Annotated in this window: 22 protein-coding genes; 14 read left to right on the top strand and 8 right to left on the bottom strand. The window is 68.7% G+C overall.

Translation table 11 applies throughout. The annotated features are described in order from the left end of the window. Window positions 1-140: 140 nt before the first annotated feature. The 3 genes from G6N31_RS17440 to G6N31_RS17430 all read right to left on the bottom strand — a co-directional run bounded on the left by G6N31_RS17440 (window position 141) and on the right by G6N31_RS17430 (window position 3,285). Window positions 141-842, bottom strand: coding sequence for a hypothetical protein (locus tag G6N31_RS17440; RefSeq protein ID WP_133117699.1), 702 nt, complete (start codon window positions 840-842; stop codon window positions 141-143). Between the two features lie 62 nt (window positions 843-904). After that, entirely contained in the window at window positions 905-2,269 is a 1,365-nt protein-coding gene (locus G6N31_RS17435) for a WXG100 family type VII secretion target (protein ID WP_098004006.1), read from the bottom strand. 89 nt (window positions 2,270-2,358) lie between these two features. Next, window positions 2,359-3,285, bottom strand: coding sequence for an RNase H family protein (locus G6N31_RS17430; RefSeq protein ID WP_098004005.1), 927 nt, complete (start codon window positions 3,283-3,285; stop codon window positions 2,359-2,361). Between the two features lie 310 nt (window positions 3,286-3,595). Between G6N31_RS17430 and G6N31_RS17425 the strand changes: the two genes are divergently transcribed. From G6N31_RS17425 to G6N31_RS17405, 5 genes are all read left to right on the top strand, one after another. After that, window positions 3,596-5,710 carry an EAL domain-containing protein gene (locus G6N31_RS17425; protein ID WP_098004004.1) on the top strand — a complete coding sequence of 705 codons (2,115 nt, stop codon included), beginning with the start codon at window positions 3,596-3,598 and terminating at the stop codon, window positions 5,708-5,710. A gap of 45 nt (window positions 5,711-5,755) precedes the next feature. Next, on the top strand, window positions 5,756-6,712 hold the full coding sequence (locus tag G6N31_RS17420; protein WP_098004031.1) for a mechanosensitive ion channel family protein: 957 nt from the start codon (window positions 5,756-5,758) through the stop codon (window positions 6,710-6,712). Window positions 6,713-6,936: 224 nt separating this feature from the next. Next, window positions 6,937-7,167, top strand: a complete 231-nt coding sequence (locus G6N31_RS17415) for a FitA-like ribbon-helix-helix domain-containing protein (protein ID WP_098004003.1) — start codon at window positions 6,937-6,939, stop codon at window positions 7,165-7,167. A gap of 16 nt (window positions 7,168-7,183) precedes the next feature. After that, entirely contained in the window at window positions 7,184-7,555 is a 372-nt protein-coding gene (locus G6N31_RS17410) for a type II toxin-antitoxin system VapC family toxin (RefSeq protein ID WP_234815352.1), read from the top strand. 197 nt (window positions 7,556-7,752) lie between these two features. After that, window positions 7,753-9,408 carry an NERD domain-containing protein gene (locus G6N31_RS17405; protein WP_098004001.1) on the top strand — a complete coding sequence of 552 codons (1,656 nt, stop codon included), beginning with the start codon at window positions 7,753-7,755 and terminating at the stop codon, window positions 9,406-9,408. 75 nt (window positions 9,409-9,483) lie between these two features. Here the strand turns inward: G6N31_RS17405 and G6N31_RS17400 are convergent, their stop codons facing one another. After that, window positions 9,484-9,771, bottom strand: coding sequence for a hypothetical protein (locus tag G6N31_RS17400; protein ID WP_098004000.1), 288 nt, complete (start codon window positions 9,769-9,771; stop codon window positions 9,484-9,486). A gap of 45 nt (window positions 9,772-9,816) precedes the next feature. After that, window positions 9,817-11,409 (bottom strand): MFS transporter, encoded by a 1,593-nt coding sequence (locus G6N31_RS17395; protein WP_098003999.1) that lies wholly within the window; start codon window positions 11,407-11,409, stop codon window positions 9,817-9,819. A 107-nt stretch (window positions 11,410-11,516) separates the two neighbouring features. On the opposite strand from G6N31_RS17395, the gene G6N31_RS17390 reads away from it, so the two are divergent. Further along, on the top strand, window positions 11,517-12,260 hold the full coding sequence (locus G6N31_RS17390; protein WP_234815351.1) for an MBL fold metallo-hydrolase: 744 nt from the start codon (window positions 11,517-11,519) through the stop codon (window positions 12,258-12,260). Between the two features lies 1 nt (window position 12,261). Here G6N31_RS17390 and G6N31_RS17385 read toward each other — a convergent pair whose 3' ends face one another. Then, window positions 12,262-13,158, bottom strand: coding sequence for a metal-dependent hydrolase (locus G6N31_RS17385; RefSeq protein WP_098003997.1), 897 nt, complete (start codon window positions 13,156-13,158; stop codon window positions 12,262-12,264). Window positions 13,159-13,239: 81 nt separating this feature from the next. Between G6N31_RS17385 and G6N31_RS17380 the strand changes: the two genes are divergently transcribed. Next, window positions 13,240-13,890, top strand: coding sequence for a TetR/AcrR family transcriptional regulator (locus G6N31_RS17380; protein ID WP_098003996.1), 651 nt, complete (start codon window positions 13,240-13,242; stop codon window positions 13,888-13,890). On the opposite strand, the gene G6N31_RS27160 is transcribed toward G6N31_RS17380, so the two are convergent. Then, window positions 13,862-14,824, bottom strand: coding sequence for a hypothetical protein (locus G6N31_RS27160; RefSeq protein WP_179964197.1), 963 nt, complete (start codon window positions 14,822-14,824; stop codon window positions 13,862-13,864). The genes G6N31_RS17380 and G6N31_RS27160 overlap by 29 nt on opposite strands. A 197-nt stretch (window positions 14,825-15,021) precedes the next feature. Between G6N31_RS27160 and G6N31_RS17370 the strand changes: the two genes are divergently transcribed. From G6N31_RS17370 to G6N31_RS17360, 3 genes are read left to right on the top strand one after another with little or no spacing between them, the layout of a single operon-like run. After that, window positions 15,022-16,515 (top strand): SulP family inorganic anion transporter, encoded by a 1,494-nt coding sequence (locus G6N31_RS17370; protein ID WP_234815350.1) that lies wholly within the window; start codon window positions 15,022-15,024, stop codon window positions 16,513-16,515. A 4-nt stretch (window positions 16,516-16,519) separates the two neighbouring features. Further along, window positions 16,520-16,903 carry a MerR family transcriptional regulator gene (locus G6N31_RS17365; RefSeq protein ID WP_098003995.1) on the top strand — a complete coding sequence of 128 codons (384 nt, stop codon included), beginning with the start codon at window positions 16,520-16,522 and terminating at the stop codon, window positions 16,901-16,903. Window positions 16,904-16,933: 30 nt separating this feature from the next. After that, entirely contained in the window at window positions 16,934-17,473 is a 540-nt protein-coding gene (locus tag G6N31_RS17360; RefSeq protein ID WP_098003994.1) for a YceI family protein, read from the top strand. Between the two features lie 4 nt (window positions 17,474-17,477). On the opposite strand, the gene G6N31_RS17355 is transcribed toward G6N31_RS17360, so the two are convergent. Continuing rightward, window positions 17,478-18,494, bottom strand: a complete 1,017-nt coding sequence (locus G6N31_RS17355) for a TIGR03617 family F420-dependent LLM class oxidoreductase (protein ID WP_098004029.1) — start codon at window positions 18,492-18,494, stop codon at window positions 17,478-17,480. A gap of 110 nt (window positions 18,495-18,604) precedes the next feature. On the opposite strand from G6N31_RS17355, the gene G6N31_RS17350 reads away from it, so the two are divergent. The 4 genes from G6N31_RS17350 to G6N31_RS17335 are packed head-to-tail and all read left to right on the top strand — an operon-like array spanning window position 18,605 to window position 22,773. Beyond that, the gene (locus G6N31_RS17350; protein ID WP_098003993.1) at window positions 18,605-20,998 is read left to right on the top strand and encodes a nitric-oxide reductase large subunit; all 2,394 of its coding nucleotides are present in this window, start codon (window positions 18,605-18,607) and stop codon (window positions 20,996-20,998) included. Then, window positions 20,995-21,627, top strand: coding sequence for a hypothetical protein (locus G6N31_RS17345; RefSeq protein ID WP_098003992.1), 633 nt, complete (start codon window positions 20,995-20,997; stop codon window positions 21,625-21,627). Before G6N31_RS17350 ends, G6N31_RS17345 begins: the two co-directional genes overlap by 4 nt. Further along, a complete protein-coding gene (locus G6N31_RS17340) occupies window positions 21,627-22,448 on the top strand; it encodes an SPFH domain-containing protein (RefSeq protein WP_098003991.1) in 822 nt (273 codons plus the stop codon). The genes G6N31_RS17345 and G6N31_RS17340 overlap by 1 nt, the downstream gene beginning before the upstream one ends. Then, window positions 22,441-22,773 carry a hypothetical protein gene (locus G6N31_RS17335; RefSeq protein WP_165776248.1) on the top strand — a complete coding sequence of 111 codons (333 nt, stop codon included), beginning with the start codon at window positions 22,441-22,443 and terminating at the stop codon, window positions 22,771-22,773. The genes G6N31_RS17340 and G6N31_RS17335 overlap by 8 nt, the downstream gene beginning before the upstream one ends. Window positions 22,774-22,899 lie beyond the last annotated feature (126 nt).

Raw genomic sequence — 22,899 nt, 5'->3', positions numbered from 1 at the left:
CGTCTTCCGTAACCAGCCGCCCATCATGGGCTCGATGGCCCAGATCGCGTTGCCGCCGGGCGTGGAAATGCCGACGGGCACAGTGTGATCGCAGCGGAAGTCACTCGGTAGTGCGGTGTTGACATCATCACCGCCTCGATCTATTCAATTGGAAAGTTCTCGTTCCTCAGCCGTTCGAGCGCCCGACCGTCGGCAAGTTCACCGCGGTTCTCCGGATGTAGCCAGTAGTGCCGGATCATCCAGTACAGCGCGGCGCCGTTGGTTGCGTACCCACTGGCGTTGCCGATTGCGAAAGGCTTGCGGACATCTCGGATGTGAATCGAGATCGCCTTACCGCCGCGAAATTGCGGTGCCGTGTCGGTGACGTCGGTGACATCATCCCAAGATGCGGTGCGGACCGCCAGGACCTCGATGTTCTCGATCTCCATAGGGGTCAAGCGCAAACGGCCCCTTCCGTGAACGAGGATGGCAGCCACACAAAGGAGCGACAGCACAAGCAACGTTGACAGGACCGCGGGCTGATTGAGTCGGTCGGCGGTCGAGAAGGGCAGGGGAGCGCCGTCGCGTCCTCGGTACACAAGGAGCAGGCCAAATGTCATGGCAGCGCCGGCGAAACTGAACCCGAGCAGCACAGTGGCCACGGTGTCTGCCCGGAAGGTAATTCCTGATTCTTCGACTTCGCCGACCAATCGGTGCGAACGGAGCCTTCCGACGACGAGACCGGCGAGGACACCCAGCGTCCAGACGGTGAAGCCGACCGCGATGAGTGTCGCGGGAGGATCTTCCCGACCGACCGCCTCGGCCGTCTGGACGATGCCGTAGATGCCCCCTGCCAGGAGCATGCACAAGCCGAGGACCAAGGGGGCCCGGCGCATGGGCCAGTTCGCGGGCTTCGGCAGTTTGCCTACCGACAAAACATTTCTCCTACCTTCGTGCCGAGCGACTCCATTCCTTCGCCGACAAGCAGAGAACCGCCTACCGCAAGGGTGGGCACCGCGACGGCCTGTACCGCCGGGTTGGGAATCATCAGACCGGCAGCGCCCCCGCCCGCGGCGCCACCAACCTCGCCGACCACCTTGAAGCCGCCGGCGAAACCGTTGACGCAGCGCTCGTAGGGCGTCTCGGCCGCGGCCATCGAATAGATCGTGCTGAGGATGCCGACGGCAGGCCCACCGAATTTCGCGCCCTTGCCGACGCTCTCGGCCGCGTCCATCGACACCATCGGCAGCCGGCCACCACGGCCGACGTGCGCGTCCAACCCGGTCAGAGCGCCGCCGACCACGGTCGGTACCGGGCCGGTGAAGAACGGGTTGTCCGGCGGCAGCACGCCGTGGCGGCCATCAGCCAGCGTGAAGCCCGCCGTGCGGACACCGTCGGGCGTCTCCGTCGCGGTGAAGATCGTGCCGTCGGGCCACTCGATCTCCGTCTTGCGGACACCGTCGATCGTCGTCCATGACATCGCACTGGAAACGACCTCTCCCTCGGGGTCGTAATGCATCTGGCTCACCGTGGGGTAATCCTCGGAGCCGTACTCCCACACCACGTGCTTGCTGCCGTCCTGCATGACGAGGGTCTTCCGGAACTCGTCGCCATTGACGATCTCCTCCTTCGTGTCGCGGACGGTGGTGGCCATGTCCTCCCCGCGCAGCATCGACTGCTGAAGGAGCCCCAGGGGCTCGCGCGGGTTGGGCACTTCATCGTCGGGCTTTCCCGCGCCTGGCAGCAGAAGACCGCCCAAGCCGTTGAGCATCGGCTCGCCGGCGCCCAACGGTTCCATTGCAGCGCAGAGTTTCTCGGCGGTGGTGTCGTCGGCGTCTCCGACAGCGTTCAGCAACTCATTGACGATGGCCTGCTCGGACGCAGCCTGCTCGAGCAGGGCCGCGACCTTCTCCGCGGACAGCGCGGCGGGGCGGATGAGCACCACCCACTGCTCGGTCACATACAGCTCGCCGAGGTCGATCTCGTCGGCCTTGTCCAACAACGCCCGCCGTGCGGGGCCCAGCGAGTCAGCCCCGTCATGAAGTATCTGACCGATTGCGGCAGTGCAGTCGGCGAAGCGGCGCGCGTCAGCGTGTGCGCGTTCGAACATCGCTTCGGCCGCGTCGTGGGCGCGTCCCCCCCAGGAGCGGGCTTCGGGCATGGCTGTGAGATTGGCACTGAGTCGGCCCACGACAGACTGCAGGCTCTGGCCGGACGAGATGACCGCAGCCCCAGTCGAATGCAGATCATCGGGAGCCCAGCTGGTCAACCGGGACCGTGACGGCAGCATCCATCCCCCTCCCCATGCCTTCGATGCCGTTATCAACCTAACGGACGACGGTGGGGGGCCCTGACGCCAATTCGTCCGGACAGCCCGCGCTACGCCGTGCGCGCCCGGGTGAACTCTCGCGCGAACGTCGCCGCCAGATCGGCGGCGCGGCGGTGGTACTCGACACTGTCAAGAGCGCTGTCGCCCAGTGCATATCGTGAGGCCAGCCGGGCCAGCGCGTCGGCGCCCTCGTTGAGCGGCTCGCCCTGGTGGCCTTTCACCCAGACCGGCGTGATCCGGTCGCGCTCCTCGAAGATCATGCGCTGCGCGCGCACCAGACTGGGCGTGCGGCCGCTCTCCCGGTAGGCGGTGTAGCCCTCGGGCAGCAGGTCCTCGCCGGCCAGCCACCGCCGCACCATCGCCACCGCGGGTTTGCAGTCGCTGAGCACGGTGATGTCGCGGCCGCGCAGCTTCTGCACGGCCGCCCCGATCGCGCGCAACTCGGCGACGAGCACCACGTGCGGACCGATCAGCTTCGTCGAGTGCCGGAAGCCCTGCAAGCCGTACTCGCCCGAGGACGCCAGCCAGCCGTAGCCGGTGAACTTGCCCCGCACCGAGCCGTCGGTGGCCACCCACACCGGTTCGGCCGCCGTTGGCGCGGGCTCCCGCAGACCCGCCCACGCCTGCCGGACCAACGCCTCGTCGGCGAGCCGGGGCCGCTCGACCCAGACACCGGGCATCAGCAGTTCGATCTCGTCGCGCAGCGCCCACAACAGGCTGCGACCCGGCATCCGGATCAGGAACCGGATCCTCTCCGCCTCCGACTCCTCGCGGATGCGCCGGATGGCGTCGAGGGACGCGGTGTCGACGCACTCGGCCTCCACGGTCCCGGCCCAGCGCTGCCCGACGGAAGCCGCCGAGTACCGGAACGCGGTCTCGCCGTGTCGCGTCACCGCGAGCGCGACCGTCGTGGCCGGGCGGGGCCGCGCCGGGACGATGTCGACCGGCATGGCGCCGGGTGCGGATTTGGGTGCCATATCCGTCTCCTCCCCGAACTGGATAGGTGTGCCGGAAATGTATGCGTAGGGTCTGACAACCCGGGCCGGCTCGACCCGCGGAGACGCGTTCACGGCCGGTCTCACCGGGACATTCGTCGCCACGCACACGGGCGCGACAGGTCGCCGAATACGCGACGAGTGTCCCCGAAATTTGCCGACCGGTCACCGCTGCGTCAGCCACTCGACTGCTCCCGCAGCCCGGAGCGCCCGTTCTGGCAGCGTGCGCCATCGGAACAAGATCGGGTGTTGCGCGGCGCGGCGCTTATTGTCGCGCTTATTATTTTTTGCCATGCCCCTCGACCAGGTGAATCTCGGATTCACCGCGGAGCGGCCAGAGATCCCGGTGGACCTGGCGCGCACCTTGCTGGGTGTCGTGCGCCAGCGGCTGGGGCTCGATATCGCGTGGCTGTCGTCGTTCCACGACGGCATGCAGGTCATCGAGGTGCTCGACGGCGCGGCCGACGCGCTGGACGTCTCGCCGGGACAGCGCTCCCGGCTGTCGGAGTCCTACTGCGTGCGGGTCATCGACGGCCGGCTGCCGGCGGTCATCCCCGACACCGCGGCCAACCAGATCACCGCGGCGCTGCCCATCACCAGCGTGGCCAACATCGGCGCCTACGTCGGGGTGCCGGTGCTCAGCCAGTCGGGGGCGATGGTCGGCATGGTCTGTGTGGCCAGCCAGCAGGCCAAGCCCTACCTCGCCGACGACGACCTGCGCGTCGTCAAACAGGTCGCCGACCTGATCGGCACGTTGGTCGACACCCCGCCGCGCGGCGCCGACCCGACCGCTGAACAGCGCAAAGCGATCCGGCGGGTGGTCTGCGACCACGACTTCGAGGTCGTGTTCCAGGCGCTCTACGACGCAGAGACCGGCAGGGTGGTCGGCGTCGAAGCGTTGTCCCGGTTCCCGTGCGAACCGTTCCAGCCCGACGCGTTCTTCACCCAGGCCGCGCTGCTGGGGCTCGACGTCGAACTGGAGACCGCGATCGTGCGCCGCGTGCTGTCGTTGATCCCGCAGCTCCCCGCCGATGTGTTCGTCTCGATGAACATCTCGCCGGCGGCCGCGCTGGCTGTGCCGTGGTCTGATCTGCTCGCCCAGATCGACCCGGCGCGCCTGGTCCTGGAGATCACCGAACATGACGCCGTCCCCGACTACGGCGCCCTCGACGAGGTGCTGGAACCGTGCCGGGCCCGGGGCATGCGGCTGGCCGTCGACGACGTCGGCGCCGGGTTCGCATCGTTTTCTCACGTGCTGGAACTGGCCCCGGAGTTCGTCAAGATCGATCAGTCGATCATCCGGCACATCGACGTCGACGATGCGCGGCGCCGCCTGGCCCGGGCCATCGCGGAATTCGCGGGGCAGATCGGCGCGGCCGTCGTCGCCGAAGGGGTGGAGACCCAGGGCGAGCTCGACGCCGTCGCCGCCGCCGGCATCCCGCTGGCCCAGGGCTACCACCTGGGCCGGCCCCAGCCGCACGGCCACGGCTTCGCGCCCGGCCCCACCGCCGTCGGCGCCGAGCCGACCCCGACCACCGTCGACCTGCTGGGGGAGCGGCCGTTCGAGCTGGCGCTGGCGCACTCGCCGATCGGCATGGCCGTCGTCGGGCTCGACGGCACATTCCTGCGCACCAACCGGGCGCTGCGCTCGATGCTCGGCTACAGCAGGCGCACCCTGGCCGGGATGACGTTTCAGGAGATCACCCACCCCGACGACCTGGACAAAGACCTGGCGCTGGTCAACGACTGCCTCACCGGGCGCCGACGGTCCTACCGCATGGACAAGCGCTACATCGCCGCCGACGGCCACGTGGTGTGGTGCGCGCTGACCGCAGTGCTGGTGCACGCCACCCGCGACCGACCATTGTGTTTCGTCTCCCAGATCGTCGACGTGACCGCCGACCGGCTGCGCGAGGCCGAACTGGCCCGCCGAGCCGCCACCGACCCGCTGACCGCGATCGCCAACCGGTCGGCCGGCTGGGGCCGGCTGGAGGACCTCGACGCCAGCGGCGCGGGCTACGGCGTGCTGTTCTGCGACATCGAACGCTTCAAGTCGGTCAACGACCGCTGCGGCCACCACGCCGGCGACCACCTGCTGGTCGAGGTCGCCGCCCGGCTGCTGGCCGCCGTCGACGACGACGATCTGGTGGCCCGGTGGGGCGGCGACGAGTTCCTGGTCATCACCGACACCGTCGACGACGCCGGCTTGGCTCGGCTGGCCGAGCGAATCACCGCGCAGTTGGAGCGGGCCCCCATCACCCTGCCCGACGGCACCGACACCCGCATCGCGCTGACGATCGGGTACGCCGCGCACCGGCCCGGCGACGGCCGCGGCATCGATGCGGTGCTCGACGACGCCGATCAAGCCATGTACGACCAACGCCGCAGCGCATCCCTGCCGACATAGCGGCGCGGTTGCGCATGTGTGGGGTGGGTACACATAGTGGCGATCATGGATGTCTACACCCTGGCTTTCGAATGGACCGAGACAAACCGGCACTGGCTGATCGAAGTTCCCATCCGGATCGCCGCCTACATCCTCGTCGTGCTCATCGCGCGATATGTGTTGCACCGGATGATCGATCGGGCTGCCACCGGCAAGAGCCGTAAGGACCGCGGTGACGACGGCGAACCGTCGAAGCGGCCGATGCTGCTGCGCCATCTGCGGGACCGCACCCCGTCGTCGGCGACCGGCGCCCGCAGCGCCGAGCGACGCCAGCAGCGTGCCCAGACCATCGCCTCGGTGATGAAGTCGACCGTGTCGATCGTGCTGCTGGTCTGGGTGGTGCTGGCGATCCTCAACGTGGTCGGCGTCAACATCGCGCCGTTCATCGCGTCGGCCGGCGTCGTCGGTTTGGCCATCGGCTTCGGCGCGCAGAACCTGGTCCGCGACTTCGTCACCGGTGTGTTCATGCTGCTCGAAGACCAGTACGGCGTCGGCGACATCGTCGACTTGGGTGAGGCGATCGGTGAGGTGGAGACTGTCGGCCTGCGCGTGACCACGGTGCGCGACATCGACGGCACCCTCTGGTACGTCCGCAATGGCGAGATCGCCCGTGTCGGCAACATGAGCCAGGACTACGCGGTGGCCCGCATCGAGGTGCCCGTGGCGCTGAGCGCCGACGTCGCCCACGCCGAGGACGTCGCCGTCGAGGCCGCCGCGCAGGCCATCGAGGCCGACGCGACGCTGGCCGCCAAGGTGCTCGGCGAACCGGAGATGCTCGGCGTGCAGGAACTGCTGGCCGACCAGGTGACGCTGCGGATGACCGTCAAGACCAAGCCCAGCGCCCAGTGGTCGGTGCAACGCCGGCTGCGCCGCGAGATCCTGAAGGCCTACGACCAGAACGGCATCGAGCTGCCCTACCCGCCCAGCCGCATCCCGACGCTGGTCGGCGGCATCGGCGAGTAGGGAGATCCCAATATTCGTCGACAAGCTCAGACTGTGCGGTGCGTCATGACAGGGTCAGATGTTGGAGGCGTCGGCAGGGAAGTCGGCGCCCAGCCGATCGAAGATCGGCACTGCCGGTAACGCTCCGCTCTTTTCACCATTGCAGCGGGCACATGCGAGTGAGCGGACGACGTCGGCGGCCGGTTCGCCTTGTACTCTGGCGCCAGTAGCGCCAAAATGGCTCCATGCCAAGTGTGCAGATCAAAGATGTTCCGGACGACACACACCGGGTCTTGCGGGAGCGGGCGGCGCGGGCGCATCAATCGCTTCAGGAGTACCTTCGCAGCCGACTGATCGCCGAGGCGAGCCAGCCCACTGCTGACGAGGTCTTCGAACGTGCTGCCGCGCGCAAAGGCGGGAAGGTGTCGTTCAGCGCGGCGGTGGGTGACATCCGGGCTGAACGTGATCGTCGTTGACGCGAGCGTCTTGGCGGTGGCGCTGGGCGACGACGGCGCAGATGGCCGTCGCGCCCGTCAGCGGTTGACCGGCGAGACGCTGGCAGCTCCTGAACTCATCGATCTCGAGGTCGCCTCTGTCTGGCGGCGTCACATCGCGGCCAAGCTGATGACCGCTCGACGCGCCGACGCTGCAATATCGGATCTTGAGGACCTGCCACTGCGGCGATGCTCGCATCGTCCGCTGCTGGAACGTATCTGGGCGCTGCGTCGCACGGTGACGCCCTATGACGCTGCGTATGCCGCGCTGGCCGAAGCCCTCGGACTGGTTTTGGTGACCGCCGATACACGACTCGCGCGAGCGCCGGGCCTCACATGTGACGTCGAGGTAATCGGAAGCTCCGGCTGAGCCGCTGCCAATCGCCCGCATCCCGACGAGACCGGACTGCCGCAGCGCGTCGTCGAGCACGTCCATGGCCCGGGAACAGCGCGCCTCGCTATCTGCGTAACCCAGGGATCCTCTACAAAGCCCCCGGCGCGCACGAATTCGGTTAGGGCGTCGGCCCCACTGGCTACCATCACCCCTGACGGAGGGGAGGACGTCTAGTGACCATCACCGTCGCCGAGACGCCCAGGCTGGCCAACGGGGCCGAACGCCGGGTATGGCAGACACTGATCGACCAACTCGAACCGGGGGACCTGGTGATCCCGGGCAAGCGGGTCACCGATCACCTCAAGGACCACGAGATCGACTTCTTCGTCGCCATCGAGGGCGCGGGCATCGTCTGCATCGAGGTCAAGGGCGGCGAGGTCTGGCACGACGGCGACAGTTGGCGCCAGCGCGGCCGCGGCACCGAACGCAAGATCGACCCGGTGCGCCAGGCCCGCGAGGCCTGCTACGCAATCCGCAGCTTCATCGAGACCGACCCCGCCTGGACGCAGGGCCGGCTGCGCTGGGACCACGTCGTGGTGCTGCCCAACACCGACCTGCCGGAGGACTTCGCGCTGCCGGACTGCCCGCGCTGGAAGGTCATCGACCGCACCGATCTGCCCGACATCGCCGCCAAGCTGCGCGACATCCTGCACAGCCAGGAACTCGACCGGCCGCTGCTGACCCGCGAAGGGCTCGCGCAACTGAACGAGGCGCTGTCCGGTCGCGGGCTGCCGCAACGCTCCGTGGTGGCCCGTGCGCTGGAGAACGAGGACGCCGCCGACATCCTCACCGAGCATCAGTCGGTGATCCTCGACGCGATCCGGCTGCTGCACCGCGTCGAAATCCGCGGCGGCGCCGGCAGCGGCAAGACCTTCCTGGCCATGGAGCAGGCCCGCCGCCTTGCGCGCGAGGGTAAACGTGTTGCGCTGGTGTGCTATTCGCATGGTCTGGCGTCCTACCTGGAACGCATCACCGACGCGTGGAACCGTCGCCAGCGCCCCGCCTACGTCGGCGAGTTCCACGACCTCGGCAAGAAATGGGGCGCCCCCGAAGGCCCGGACGAGGCGCTGCGCACCGAGGAGACGGTGCAGTTCTGGGAGCACGACCTGCCCGCGCAGATGACCCAGCTGGCAGCACAATTGGAGCCCGGCCACCGCTTCGACGCGATCGTCGTCGACGAGGCGCAGGACTTCGCCGACGCGTGGTGGGAACCGCTGCTGGCCGCACTGAAAGACGAAGACACCGGCGCGCTCTACGTGTTCACCGACGAAGGTCAGCGGGTGTTCAACCGCTACGGCTCCCCGCCGGTGCCGCTCGTGCCCTTGGTGCTCGACCACAACCTGCGCAACACCCGCCAGATCGCCAACGCGTTCCAGCCGCTGGTCGACCACCCGATGCGCTTCCTCGGCGGCGAGGGCCCGGCCGTGAAATACGTGGCGTGCTCGGCCGCCGAGGCCATGGAAGCCGGCGACGACGAAGTCGAGGCGCTGCTCGAACAAGGCTGGCGCCCCGAGGATGTCGCGCTGCTGACCACCGGAACCCGCCACCCCGAACAGCGCGAACGCCAGGCTGCCGGCAACGCCGCGTACTGGGACAGCTTCTGGGACGCCGAGCAGGTGTTCTACGGACACGTGCTCGGCTTCAAGGGTCTGGAGCGGCGCGCGGTCGTGCTGGTGGTCAACGAGGCCTCGGCGTTCGACCGGTCCCGCGAGCGGCTCTACGTCGGGCTGTCCCGGGCGCGCGATCAGCTGGTGGTGTGCGGGGATCCGGAATTCATCCGCTCCGTCGGCGGGCCGGATCTGGCCCGGCGGCTGAATATCGACGCCTAGTTCTCGGCATTGAGACCGCGGTGGCGGCGGGGGCTGCTCGCATTTTCCCGCCGTGGGGGCAGTCTCGACGCCGACTCACCCCGCCCGGGGGTGCTCGTCGCCGCCGGTCAATGCCGCCAACAGCGCGACGAACTCGTCATCGACGAAATGGGTGTGCGGCAACTGGGTCAGGCGTGCGAGCAGCAGCGGGGGCAGCGTCGGATCCTGGCTCCGTGAAACGGCTCTGAGCGCGAGCACCATGGCCTCGCCGTACTCGCCGATGCCCAGCAGCACGAACGCGGTGTTCGCCTCGGCGTCGGTCAGCGCTGCGCGGCAGTGCTCGACGAGCTCCCACGCCACGTCGCCGAGCTCGGTCCGGTCCACAGCGTCAATTCTCGGGCACACTCAGCGCCGGCGCGCGCCTAGAGGTCAGCGCACCGCCAGATAGTGATGCGACTCCGGTTCGCCGACCACGTGGGCCAGCACCGCCTGCTCGATCAGCAGGTCCTGACCGGTCAGCCGGGTGTAGTGCTGATGCAGGTGCTCGCCCCAGGAGCGCACGATGAACGTCTCCACGAACGTCGCCTCCTGCTCGATGGCGCGGTACAGCTGCCACTGCGTAGCCCCGGTGCGCTGCCGGGAGCGGCCCTGCACCGCGACCGCCGCCAGGAACCCGGGCTCGTCCTCGGGGTTGACCCGGTAGGTGATCGACACCATCACCGGCCCGTCGAGCGGCTCAGGTTCGAACACCAGCATCGGCTCGGGCCAGTGCGCCGACGGCGTCAGATCCAGGTTGCCGGTCTTGGCGTGCAGCGGCCACCACAGCGCCGACAGCGCGCACACCCCCAACAGCGCCGTGCTGACCAGCAGGCTGGTGACGCTGCTGGTGCCGCCGGCCAACAAGCCCCACGCCAGCGACCCGAGCGCCTGCCCGCCCATGAAGATCAGCTGGTACATCGACAGGCCGCGGGCGCGCACCCAGGCCGGCAGGCTCAGCTGCATCGACGCGTTGAGCGTGGACAGCGACAGCAGCCACGACGCCCCGCCGAGCACCAGCGCCGGCACCACCAGCGCGAACACCGACACCAGCGCGAGCACCGCGGTGGCGACCGCGAAGCCGACCGCGCCGAAGGTCAGCAGCGCGTTCTGGTCGAACCAGCGGCGCAACACCGACAGCGAGAACGCCCCGGCCACCGCACCCACGCCGAGCGAGCCCAGCAGCAGACCGTAGCCCGACGACGACAGCCCCAGCTGGTTGGCCGCGATCACCGGCAGCAGCCCCCACAGCGCGCTGGCCGGGGCGATGAACAGCGCCGCGCGCAGCAGGATCCGGCGCACGATCGGCGAGCGGCGGATGTAGCGGCCCCCGGCGGTCAGCGCGGCCAGCGCCCGCTCCGACGGGTACTCGTTCTCCACCGCCGGGCGCCGCCACCAGATCAGCACCAGCACGATGCCGATGAACGAGATCGCGTTGAGCCCGAACACCAGCGTCGGCCCGGCCACCGAGACCAGCACGCCGGCGATCGCCGGGCCGATCGCCCGCGCGCCGTTCATGCTCATGCTGCCCAGCGCCGCGGCCGCCGGAATCTGCTGCGACGGAACCAGATCCGGCTGGGTGGCCTGCCACGCCGGCATGGTGAGCGCCTGCCCGCACCCGATCAGGAACAGCAGCGTCAGCAGCACCGCCGGAGTGGTCAACCCGAACCCGGTCAGCGACGCGAGCAGACCGACCCCGGCGGCCATCGCACCCTGGGTGGCGATCAGCAACCGGCGCCGGTCGACCAGATCGGCCAGCACCCCCGACGGCAACGCCAGCAGCATCACCGGCAGCGTGGTGGCGGTCTGCACCAGCGGCACCAGCACCGCTGCGCCGGGGTCTTCGACCAGCATCCACTGCGCGCCCACCGTCTGCATCCAGGTGCCCAGATTGGAGACGAACTGCGCGATCCACAGCGCGCGGAACACCGGTGAGCCCAGCGGTGCCCAGGTCGACGTCGATCGCGTGGTGTCTGCCGTGGTCATCCGCCGCTCCCCGGGGCCGGTCCCTGTCGTCACAGTAGGGGTGGGTACCCGCTGCCGCGCTTAGCATGAGGTGTTTCGCATCGACGGAGGCCATCGAAGGAGGCAGGGTGTCCCTGGTCGTTGAGCGGTTCGGTGAACTCGGCATCATCCGGCTGTCCCGGTGGATCTTCAACTGCTACCTGATCCGCGGCGAGAGCTCCTGGACCGTCGTCGACGCCGGCATGCCCGGCAGCGCCGACGACGTCGCCGGCGTGCTGTCGGTGCTGGGCGGTTCCGTCGGCGCGGTGGTGGCCACCCACGGCCACAGCGACCACGTCGCCGGGGCGCCGCGGCTGGCCACCGAACACGCTGCGCCGCTCTATGTTCCGGCGGTCACCGTCGAGTACCTGGACGGGTCGCGGCAGCCGCGGACCCCGGCCCTGAGCAAGGTGGCCCAGATCTGGCCGACCCTGCTCAGCCAGCCGCTGGACCTGACCGGGCTGCGCGGCTTCGCCGACGGGGCGCGCATCGCCGGCTACGGCGGACGCCGCGGCATGATCGCCGATGGGCTCGCCGCGGCGCGGCCGTTGGCCGACGGTCAGCTGCTGCCCGGTCTGGCGGGATGGCAGGTGCTGCATGTGCCCGGCCACACCGACGACTCCACCGCGTTCTGGCACCCCGACAGCGCGACGCTGCTCTCCGGCGACGCCGTGCTGAGCGCCGACGGTCGGGCCTGGTTCACCCCGGAGACCGTCGACGCCGACGCCGCGGCCCGCAGCGAGGCGCGGATGCGGGCGCTGCCGGTCGAACATCTGCTGCCCGGCCACGGGCTCCCGGTGCACGGGCGCGACGTCTGGGCCGCGGCGCGCTGACTCACGCCCCGGCGTACCAGTGCGCGACGTCGTCGCCGCGGTCATAGCGGGTGAACCACCGTTCGGCGAACTCCGGCGTCGGTTCGTGCGCCGGGTCGTGTACCGGTGTCTGGCTCAGCAAGACCCGGGATGCTGTGTGCAGCTTGCGTTTCCAGGGGATCCGGTGAAACGCCGCTGGCACGCGGGGTTGGCGGGTCACCGTGGCGCGCAGCGCCGTCGCCAGACCGGTGAGCGGTTTGATCGTGGTGGTGTCGATGGCCCGCTCCGCCAGCGGCACATGGTCGTTGATGCCGTCCATGATCAGGGTGCTGACCAACAACAGGTGCCGGACCATCCGCGGCAAGACGAGGGTCCGGTAGGCCTTGCTGCCCACCACCGCGTCGTAGACGATCAGCGCCGAGCTGCGATGCTCGACCTCCTCGACGAAGTGCCACACGAACAGTGACGAGACCCGGTCGTCGCCGGTGCGGAACAGCGTGTCCTCGTAGTCGAGCAGCATCTTGAAGAACGGGGTGAACGTCGCCTCCAGGTCGGCGATGTAGGCCAACCGGTAACGCAGCGGTGTGGTCTCGGTCAGCTGGTCGTAGGCCGCGACCGACGCGTCGAGGGTGTGCTGCAGCCCCGGGTAGGCGCGGATCAAAGCCCGTACGTGTTGGCGGTGGGCGTTGGCGTGCTGGGCTTCCTGCCGCAGGAACGCCTCGGCTTCGTCAGCGACGTCGGGATCGGTGAGGTGCGGCATGGCTTCTCGGACCGCGGCGACGATCATCTTCTCGAAGCAGATCGCCATGATCGACACCATGTTCATGTAGGTCGAGAAGGCGGGGTTGGCCGGGTTCCAGTTGAACGGCACCGCGTCGTCGAAATCGAACCGGATGCGCCGGATCTGCAAGTCGGTCATCGATCTCCTCGGGCCACCGAAACTGCGACGATACAGTCGTAGCAGAGGTGTATCGTCGCTGTAAAGGTTAGAGTCGCTGCCGTGCGCACCCACGGCTGGCAGGGTGAGCCGCCGACCTCCGACGACGAGGCGGTGGCGCGGATCATCGCGGCCACCCACCGCTGCGTCGACGAGCGCGGTGCGCAGACGACGATCGCGCATGTGGCCGCCGCGCTCGGCGTCAGCAGAGCGACCGTCTACCGCTACTTTCCGAGCACCAGCGCGCTGCTGCACGCCGCCGCGGCGGACGGCACCCGGCGCTTCCTGGAGCGGATGGGCGAACAGCTGCGCTCGTTCGACGACGTCACCGAGGCGATCATCGACGGCGTGGTGCAGACCGTCGCCGCGGTGCCGCGCGAGCCCTACCTGCAGCTGCTGCTCGACGAACCGTCGCACACGCTGTTGCGCAGCGTCACCTCCGAGGCCGCGCTGCACATCGGCCGGGCCATGCTGCTGGAGAACACCGCCATCGACTGGACACAGGTGAACCCGGACGTCGCCGGCCTCGACGAACTGGTTGAGTGGGCGCTGCGCATCGTGCAGTCGTTCCTGACCAACCCCGGCGACCCCGCCCGCACCCCGGAGCAGCTGCGGGCGCACCTGCAGCGCTGGCTGGGCCCGGCCGTGCGGGAGTGGGCGGCCTCATCGGCGTTGTCGTCCGCGCTCAGCGCAGCTCCGTCAACCGCGTCGTGAGCCGATCCAGTACCGCGTAGTCGGTGTCGAGCTCCAACACGATCGCGCCGACGTCGATGGTTCCCTTGGCGTGTGCCAGGAGGCGGGGAAACGCGTCGACCAGTTCGACGAACTCGTCGATGAACACCCGGAACCCTTCCAACGGCTGGTGCAGCACCCGGGCGCAATCGCGCAACACGTCGGTATACGCCGCCGACGCGGAGAAGCTGCGGCCCTCCTCGGAGAGCTCGAGCAACCGCAGGTGGTAGTCCATCAGCCGATTGGCGACGTGCTCGATGGTCGCGGCATCGGGTTCGACGCCCCCTTTGTCCAACGCTCGCATGAAACTCGGCGCCGACAGGAACGCCTCGATCTGCTGCATGAGCTCGAGCAGCTGGTCGAGCACGGAGTAGATGCGCTGGGCCAGATGCGTGCCGCTGTCGATGCGCACCGCCGTCGGCGGCACGAACCCCAGCGCGCTGTCCCGGAGCCGCGAAGCCAGAGATTCCCTGCGCTGCAGCAGAATTGACGCGAACAGCGCCCAGTGCCACTGCTGCGCGCGGCCGGTGCGCAACACGGCCAGCTCGTAGGGGGAGCGGGCGATGGTCGCGATCGGGAGGTCGTCATCTTCGTCGTCGGTGCCATCGTCGGTGACCCGGCGCATCGCCGCCGCGCCGTCGGCGCCGTACACGGCACGGTCATCGCCGATCAGCTCCCAACGGTGCTGCCGGTCGGCGCGGATCTTCAGATCCTTCTCACGCTCCCGGGCCCGCTCGGCAGCCTCCTTCTGCAGCTCGTCCTGGCGTTGCAGCCACACGAACAGCGCATACAGCAGCCCGGTCGCCGCCACCGTGCCCACGATCCACCAGAAGTACTCGATCACCACCCCGAGCAGCACGATGAAGATGAACGCGGCGGCGAAACCGCCGCCGGAATTCGACCGTCGTCCCCCCATGTCGGCACGGTAAACCCGGGCACCGACATGTCCCGACGGGCCGCGGTGTCGTCGGTCACAGGATTTGGTCCGCAACCCTCCAGTGTGGGTAGAGTTCGGGGCCGCAGCGGTTCGCCCTCGCGAAAGCTGCCCCGATCCCTTGTCTTTCGCGCAACGACGCGCGCTGGATGATGCCCGCGTCGCGCGAGAGGAAGTGTGTGCCTACCGTCACCACCCCCCAACAGGAACAGTCCGTACTCGCTGCGCTGCGCTCGCCGCGGCGGCTGCGCACCGAAGCGCTCGCCGGTCTGGTGGTCGCGCTGGCGCTGATCCCCGAGGCGATCTCGTTTTCCATCATCGCCGGGGTCGACCCGCGCGTCGGTCTGTTCGCGTCGTTCACGATGGCGGTGACCATCGCGATCGTCGGCGGCCGGCCGGCGATGATCTCCGCCGCGACCGGCGCCGTCGCACTCGTCGTCGCACCGCTGGTCGCCAGCCACGGGCTGGACTACCTGATCGCCGCGGTCATCCTGGCCGGCGTGCTGCAGATGGTCCTCGGCGGCGTCGGGGTGGCCCGCCTGATGCGGTTCATCCCGCGCAGCGTGATGGTCGGCTTCGTCAACGCGCTGGCCATCCTGATCTTCCTGTCGCAGATGCCCCACCTGCTCGGGGTGCCGTGGCTGGTGTATCCGCTGGTCGCGGTCGGCATCCTGGTGATCGTCGCGCTGCCGAGGCTCACCACCGCCGTGCCGGCGCCGCTGGTCGCGATCGTGGCGCTGACCGCGGCCGTCGTCGCGTTCGGCTGGGCGGTGCCCGACGTGGGGGACGAGGGCCGGTTGCCGTCGAGCCTGCCGCAGTGGTTCATCCCCGATGTCCCGCTCACGATGGAGACGCTGGGCATCATCGGGCCCTACGCGCTGGCGATGGCTCTGGTCGGCCTGCTCGAATCGCTGATGACGGCCAAGCTCGTCGACGACATCACCGATACCCACTCCAACAAGTCCCGCGAGGCGGTCGGTCAGGGCACCGCCAACCTGGTCAGCGGATTCTTCGGCGGCATGGGCGGTTGCGCGATGATCGGCCAGACGATGATCAACGTCAAGGTTAGCGGGGCCCGCACCCGCATCTCCACCTTCCTGGCCGGCGTCTTTCTGCTCGTGTTGGTGGTCGGTCTGGGCGATGTGGTGGCCATGATCCCGATGGCCGCGCTGGTGGCCGTGATGATCATGGTGGCGGTGGCCACGCTGGACTGGCACAGCGTGCACCCGAAGACGCTGCGGCGCATGCCCAAGAGCGAGACCCTGGTGATGGTGTCGACCGTCGTCGTCACCGTCGCCACCCACAACCTCGCCTACGGCGTCGCGGTCGGCACGCTCGCCGCGATGGTGCTGTTCGCCCGCCGGGTCGCCCACCTCACCGAGGTCACCCCGGTGCCCAGCCCCGACGACACCCGCGTCTACGTCGTGACCGGCGAGCTGTTCTTCGCGTCCAGCAACGACATGGTCTACCAGTTCGACTACGTCAACGACCCGGACAATATCGTCATCGACATGAGCGACGCCCACATCTGGGACGCGTCCACCGTGGCCACACTCGACGCCATCACCACCAAGTACGCGGCGAAGGGCAAGACCGTCACGATCATCGGGATGAACGACAGCAGCGCTGAACGGCATGCGCGGCTGTCCGGACAGCTGACCGCGGCGCACTGAACCGATGGCCGAGCTGTTGCGCATCGGAGACGTCGCTGCGCGGACCGAGCTGTCCATCAAGACGATTCGGCATTACGACGACGTCGGGCTGGTCACCCCGTCGGCGCGCTCCGGCGGCGGCTTCCGGCTCTACACCGCCGAGGACGTCGACCTGCTGATCGCGATCCGCCGGATGAAACCGCTCGGGTTCACCCTCGACGAGATGCGCGAACTGCTCGCCGCGCTGGACACCCTGGCGTCGGAAGACACCGGCGACGCCGCCCGGGCGCAGGCCGCCGAATTCCTCGCGGACTGCCATGCACGCGCCGAGCAGGCGTGCGCGACGTTGACCCGCCAACTCGGTTACGCCCGCGAACTGACCGATCAGCTGGCCCGATACCGGCGCTGACCTGTAGTCCGAGCACTATCCTCGGCAGACATGGTGTGGGAACTCGACTCCTCGGACGGTCGGCTCGAGCTGACCACCGGGGTGACCGGCCCGGCGGCGCGAATGGGCCACCGGCTGACCATCGCAATGGCGTGGCGGGCCAGCGTGCAATGGAGCGGTGACGAGCCGACCGCGGTCGAGCTGACCGTCGACGTCGACAGCCTCGAGGTGGTGCGCGGTGAAGGCGGCGTCACCCCGCTGTCCGGACCGGAGAAGGCGGTGGCCCGCGCCAACGCACTGAAAGTACTTGATGGCAAGAAGTTTCCGCACATCGTGTACCGGACGTCCGCGGTGGCCGAGGCTGCCGAGGGCTATGTGTTGACGGGCACGCTGCAGATCCGTGATCGCGTGCGCGACTGCGCGATCGACTTGAGGGTGGAAGATCTCGGCGACTCTTGGCGGATGTCGTGTGACGCCGTGGTCAGTCACGCCGACTTCGGGCTCAAGCCGTATTCACTGATGATGGGCGCGATGAAGGTCGCCGACGAGGTGGCGGTGTCGTTCACCGCGGAGCGCGCGAAAACCGGGTGATCTGTCAGGAGTTCGAGATGCGTTGCGCGACCTCGCCGTAGCGTTCGAACCGGTCCATGTCCGACAGCGCGTTGTAGAGCACCAGCCGGGTGGCCGTCCCGCCGTAGCGTTCGGTCAGCGCGTCGGCCAGGCCGTCCCACGTCGACTCGGTGGCGAAGGCGGCCAGATGCTCGTCGCTGATCTGGGCGGCCATGCCCGCGAAGTCGCCGGCCTTCTGCTTTTCCCGGATCCTGGCCGTGGTTCCCTCGAAGCCGGCCTCGTCCCAGATGAACGCGTAGTTGGGGGTGCTGCCGTAGAAGCTCATGCTGGCGCGCACCAGCTCGCGCTCGCGGTGGCGCTCTTCGTCGGTGTCGCCGACAATCGTCATCACCGGCACGATGATCGCCAGCTCGTCCGCGGAGCGACCCGACTTCGCCGCCCCCTCGGCAAGACTGGGCAGCACATGGCGGGCGATGTAGCCCGGCTCGCCCAGCGGGTGCACGTGCACGCCGTCGGCCACCTCGCCGGCCATCCGCAGCATCCACGGGTTCACCGCGGCGACATCGACTTTCGGGTCCGGCGCGTCGATCGGTCCCGCGCTCCACTGCGGGGTGATGAAGTCCAGGCTGTAGAAGTCGCCGCGGTGTTCCAGCGTTCCGGTCCGGAACGCGGTGAAGCACGCCTTGACCGCACGCACGTAATCGCGCAGCCGCGGGCCCGGACGTTCGAACTCCACCCCGTAGCGGCGCACCACATGGGTGCGCACCTGCGTGCCCAGGCCCAGCCGGAAGTTGCCGCCGGTGGCCTCCTGCAACTCCCACGCCATCGCCGCGGTGACGAACGGGCTGCGCGGGAACGCCACCGCCACCCCGGTGGACAGCTCCAGTCCCGGCGCGGCCTGCGCCGCGAGCGCTGCGTTCAGATAGGGGGTGCGCCCGGTCTCGGTGAACAACATCCCGTCGAAGCCGGCGGCCTGCGTGCGCTGGGCCAGGTCACCGATGCTCTGCAGGGGCTGCGGGGTGGTCATCACGTCGACACGCACGGCCCGCACCATACGCCGGGCTCGCCAGACATCCTTTACTTTCGCCGCAAGTTGGCTAAGTTGTCCCGAAGTGCGCTGCGTATCTGGAATCCGACGTGCCGGGGGTGGCAATGACCGATCAGTTCCTGGAACCCGCTCCGACCAAAGCCGAGCTTGCCATCTCGAAGGGATGGGTTCAGGGCGTGGCCCTGGTCATGGTTTTCGGCTTCCTGGTGATGGGAATGCTGGCCGCCCGAACCTATTCCGACTCCATGCCGCTGCCGCAGCGCGTCGTCGGCCCCGATGGCCAGACGCTGTTCACCGAACAACAGATCACCGCAGGCCAGCAGATCTTCCTGCGGCGCGGACTGCAACAGTACGGCTCGGTGATGGGCCATGGCGGCTACCTCGGACCCGACTACACCGCCGAATACCTCCGGCTGTCCGCCGACCACGTCGGCCAGGAGCTGCGCGACGCCGGGGCGCAGGACCCGACCGCCGCCGTCGTCGAGATGATGCGGACCAACCGCTACGACGAGGCCACCGGCACGCTGCAGTTCACCGCCGAGCAGGTCAGCGCGTTCGAGGAGATCCGCGGCCACTACGCCGACTTCTTCGGCACCGACTCGACGGAGTACGGGCTGATCCCGCAGGTCATCACCGACCCGCAGGAGATCAACGACCTGACGGCTTTCTTCGCATGGACCGCCTGGGCCAGCGCCGCCGAACGCGAAGGCCACTCCTACTCCTACACCAACAACTGGCCCCCCGAACAACGCGTCGACAACACCCCGACCGCCGACATCCTGGTCTGGTCGGCGATGTCGCTGATCGCCCTGCTGGGCGGGCTGGGCGCGCTGTTCGCGCTTTACGGCCGCTGGAGCCGCAAGATCGGCTGGCACGCAACGGAAACCCCGTCGCTGGCGTTCCGGCAGCCCGGCAAGGTGGAGATCACCCCGTCGCAGAAGGCGACCGCCTGGTTCTTCCTCGTCGTCGCGGTGCTCTTCCTGGCTCAGGCGGTCCTGGGCGGCGCCATCGAGCATTACCGCGCCGAGCTGAGCAACTTCTTCGGGTTGGACCTGGCCCAGCTGCTGCCATTCAATCTGGCCCGGACCTGGCACGTGCAGCTGTCGTTGCTGTGGACCGCAGCATCATTCCTGGCCGCCGGAATCTTCCTGGCCCCGATCATCTCTGGCCGCGAACCACGACGACAATCCTGGCTGACCTACGGTCTCCTGGGCGCGCTGTTCGTCGTCGTCGCCGGCACGCTGATCGGTACCGCGTTGAGCACCTTCGGCGTCGACTGGGCCAAGGGCTCGATCTTCTTCGACCAGCAGTGGGAGTACCTCGACCTGCCCAGGTTCTGGCAGATCCTGCTGGTCGTCGGGCTCTTTCTGTGGATGGCGATCATCTTCCGCTCCATCCGGTCTCGGTTGAAGACCGAGAGCAAGCTGAACATGCCGTGGCTGTTCTTCTACGCCGGTCTGGCGATCCCGGCGTTCTACGCCGTCGGCATGCTCGCCGGCACCGAGACCCACCTGACCGTCGCCGAGTTCTGGCGGTTCTGGGTGGTGCACCTGTGGGTCGAGGACTTCTTGGAGCTGTTCACCACCGTGATGGTGGCCTACATCTTCGTGATGCTGGGCGTGGTGCGCCGCAAGATCGCCATCCAGCTGATCTTCCTCGACGTGATCCTCTACTCGGTGGGCGGCGTGATCGGCACGATGCACCACCTGTACTTCTCCGGCACCCCCGTCGAGCACATGGCGCTCGGCGCGTTCTTCTCCGCCCTGGAAGTGATCCCGCTGACCTTCTTGACCGTGGAGGCGTGGACGTTCCTGCAACTGGGTTCGCGACAGCAGTCCCGCAGCAGCGCCCCGTTCCCGCACCGGTGGGCGGTGATGTTCCTGGTAGCCGTCGGCTTCTGGAACTTCGTCGGCGCAGGCGTTTTCGGCTTCCTGATCAACCTGCCGATCGTGTCGTACTACCAGATCGGCACCGCTCTGACCGCCAACCACGCACACGGCGCGATGATGGGCGTCTACGGCATGCTGGCCGTCGGACTGGCGTTGTTCGCGCTGCGCTACATCATCCCGCCGCAGCGCTGGCCCGACAAGCTGGCCAAACTGTCCTTCTGGTCGCTGAACATCGGCCTGGCCTGGATGGTGTTCGCGACCCTGCTGCCCCTCGGTGTGCTGCAGCTGTGGCACTCGGTCAACGACGGCTACTACGAGGCCCGAACGCTGACCTACATCACCCAGCAGGGCAACGTTGTGCTCGAATGGTTGCGCATGCCTGGGGATTTCGTGTTCATCCTCGGCGGCGTGCTGCCGTTCCTGTGGATCGCCTGGTTGGGTGTGCGCTACGGCATCAAGGCCACGACCCACACCCTGCCCGCCGAGACCCTGTTCGTGGAGGAACACGACGAGGCGGCCGAAGACCGCACCGGGCTGGTGACACCCCAGCGCAGCCGCTACGCCTCGGACAACCGTGCGGTCACCGACGACACCGGGGCCGGGCCGTGATCGCCGGCATCGGCATCGCGGCCTGGCTGACGATCGGGTACGCCGCGGTGCTCGTCGCCATCGCCTACGGCATCGACACGTTCGCGCGCCGCGCCGCGGCCAAGGTCGAACAGCACCGCTCGGGCGCCTTCGTCTACCACGAGGACCACGACGCCTGGCAGTGCCCCCAGGATCAGTGGCTGTGGCCCACCTCGTTCGACCCGGACAACCGCGTGATGCGCTACCGCGGCCGGCCGGCGGTGTGCAACGCCTGCCCGGTCAAGCACACCTGCACCTCTTCGCACGACGGCCGGGAGATGAGCCGCGCCGTCGACAGCTGGCCGGCCTCGGAGTCGGCGCGCTTCCACCGCGGAATCGCCTGCGCGGTGGGCGTCATCGCGGTGGTCCTGCCGCTGGCCACCGCGCTGGCGGCCGGCACCGCGCCCGAGGCTCTGCTGCTGGTGGGATCGGCGGCCGTGGCCGGCGCGGCGACGTGGCCGCTGTGGTCGCACCTGCGCCGTACCCCGGCGGTGCCGGTCGGTGTGACGTTTCAGACCCTCGACGACAACCTCGAGGACCGGAAACGCATCGCCGAGAACGAGAGTCGCCGACGCACCTCCTACGCGTCGGACCGGAGGGAGGTGCGCTGATGGCTGCATGGATGGTCGTCGTCGTGTTCCTCGTGCTCGTGGTGGTGGCACTGGGCGTCGGGTCCCTGCGCGTGATCAAGGAGTACGAACGGGGGGTGGCGTTCCGGCTCGGCCGGTTGCGCGGACCGCTCGGCCCCGGCCTGGTCATCGTCCTGCCCGGTCTCGACAAACTCGTGCGGGTGGACCTCCGGACCGTGACGCTGACCATCCCGCCGCAGGAGGTGATCACCCGCGACAATGTCACCGCGCGGGTCAACGCGGTCGTGTTGTTCCGCGTCACGGAGCCGACCAAGTCCGTCATGGCCGTAGAGAACTTCGCGGTCGCGACGTCGCAGATCGCGCAGACGACGCTGCGCTCGGTGGTCGGGCGTGCAGACCTCGACACCCTGCTGGCCCACCGGGCCGACCTCAACGAGGACCTCGCCGCCTCGATCGCCCGGCAGACCGAGCCATGGGGGATCCGCGTCGAGGTCGTCGAGATCAAGGATGTCGAGATCCCCGAGATGATGCAGCGGGCCATGGCCCGCGAAGCCGAAGCGGAGCGGGAGCGGCGCGCCAAGGTGATCAGCGCGCACGGCGAGCTGCAGGCCTCGGCCGAACTGCGCGATGCGGCGATCACCCTCAGCGAGAGCCCGGCCTCGCTGCAGCTGCGCTATCTGCAGACCCTGCTCGAACTCGGCGCCGACCAGAACTCGACGGTCGTCTTCCCGATCCCGATGGACATCGTCCGCCCGTTCCTCGAGAACGGACGGACCACATCCGACCGGCCCGGTGGCGACCCCGCGGTACCCCATATCAGGAGGGTGAAAGCCGATGAGTGACAATGTAACCGACCGGGGCGACGAAGTGGCTCCCGGACGTCCCGTGGTACTCGAAGCGACCCCGCCGGGCCTGTGGCGGGCCCTGCTCGGAGGGGCGGTCGCGGTGCTCGCGCCGCTGTTCGGCTTCCTGGTCGGCGGCATGCTCGGCGCCGGCACTACCGGCGACTCCATGGACCCGATGTTCCTGGCCTTGTTCACCGGCATCGTGATCGGTGGGCTCGGCGTACTGGTCGCGCTGTCCGGCGGCGCGCGCCTGTGGCGGCACTTCCACCGCAACGCCGCGGCGGACGCCGAGACGACCCGGCGCAACGTCACACCACGTTAATCACGGTGACATAGCTCTGCCACACGGTTGTCCTTCACTGGGTTCACCCCCAGTCGCCGTCAGAAGGACTGCCCGTGACACTCGACGCGCCCAAGCAGCTGACGATCGTCCGGGGGGCCTGCCCCC

The organism is Mycolicibacterium duvalii (genome assembly GCF_010726645.1).
GTDB classification, from domain to species: domain Bacteria; phylum Actinomycetota; class Actinomycetes; order Mycobacteriales; family Mycobacteriaceae; genus Mycobacterium; species Mycobacterium duvalii.
This window is presented reverse-complemented; position numbering and strand designations above follow the sequence as displayed.

Bases quoted from the DNA above. Each gene is read 5' to 3' on its own strand.
- G6N31_RS17440 (WP_133117699.1), bottom strand. From the start codon at position 842: ATGCTCCTGGCAGGGGGCATCTACGGCATCGTCCAGACGGCCGAGGCG.
- G6N31_RS17435 (WP_098004006.1), bottom strand. From the start codon at position 2,269: ATGCTGCCGTCACGGTCCCGGTTGACCAGCTGGGCTCCCGATGATCTG.
- G6N31_RS17430 (WP_098004005.1), bottom strand. From the start codon at position 3,285: ATGGCACCCAAATCCGCACCCGGCGCCATGCCGGTCGACATCGTCCCG.
- G6N31_RS17425 (WP_098004004.1), top strand. From the start codon at position 3,596: ATGCCCCTCGACCAGGTGAATCTCGGATTCACCGCGGAGCGGCCAGAG.
- G6N31_RS17420 (WP_098004031.1), top strand. From the start codon at position 5,756: ATGGATGTCTACACCCTGGCTTTCGAATGGACCGAGACAAACCGGCAC.
- G6N31_RS17415 (WP_098004003.1), top strand. From the start codon at position 6,937: ATGCCAAGTGTGCAGATCAAAGATGTTCCGGACGACACACACCGGGTC.
- G6N31_RS17395 (WP_098003999.1), bottom strand. From the start codon at position 11,409: ATGACCACGGCAGACACCACGCGATCGACGTCGACCTGGGCACCGCTG.
- G6N31_RS17385 (WP_098003997.1), bottom strand. From the start codon at position 13,158: ATGACCGACTTGCAGATCCGGCGCATCCGGTTCGATTTCGACGACGCG.
- G6N31_RS27160 (WP_179964197.1), bottom strand. From the start codon at position 14,824: ATGGGGGGACGACGGTCGAATTCCGGCGGCGGTTTCGCCGCCGCGTTC.
- G6N31_RS17365 (WP_098003995.1), top strand. From the start codon at position 16,520: ATGGCCGAGCTGTTGCGCATCGGAGACGTCGCTGCGCGGACCGAGCTG.
- G6N31_RS17360 (WP_098003994.1), top strand. From the start codon at position 16,934: ATGGTGTGGGAACTCGACTCCTCGGACGGTCGGCTCGAGCTGACCACC.
- G6N31_RS17350 (WP_098003993.1), top strand. From the start codon at position 18,605: ATGACCGATCAGTTCCTGGAACCCGCTCCGACCAAAGCCGAGCTTGCC.
- G6N31_RS17340 (WP_098003991.1), top strand. From the start codon at position 21,627: ATGGCTGCATGGATGGTCGTCGTCGTGTTCCTCGTGCTCGTGGTGGTG.
- G6N31_RS17335 (WP_165776248.1), top strand. From the start codon at position 22,441: ATGAGTGACAATGTAACCGACCGGGGCGACGAAGTGGCTCCCGGACGT.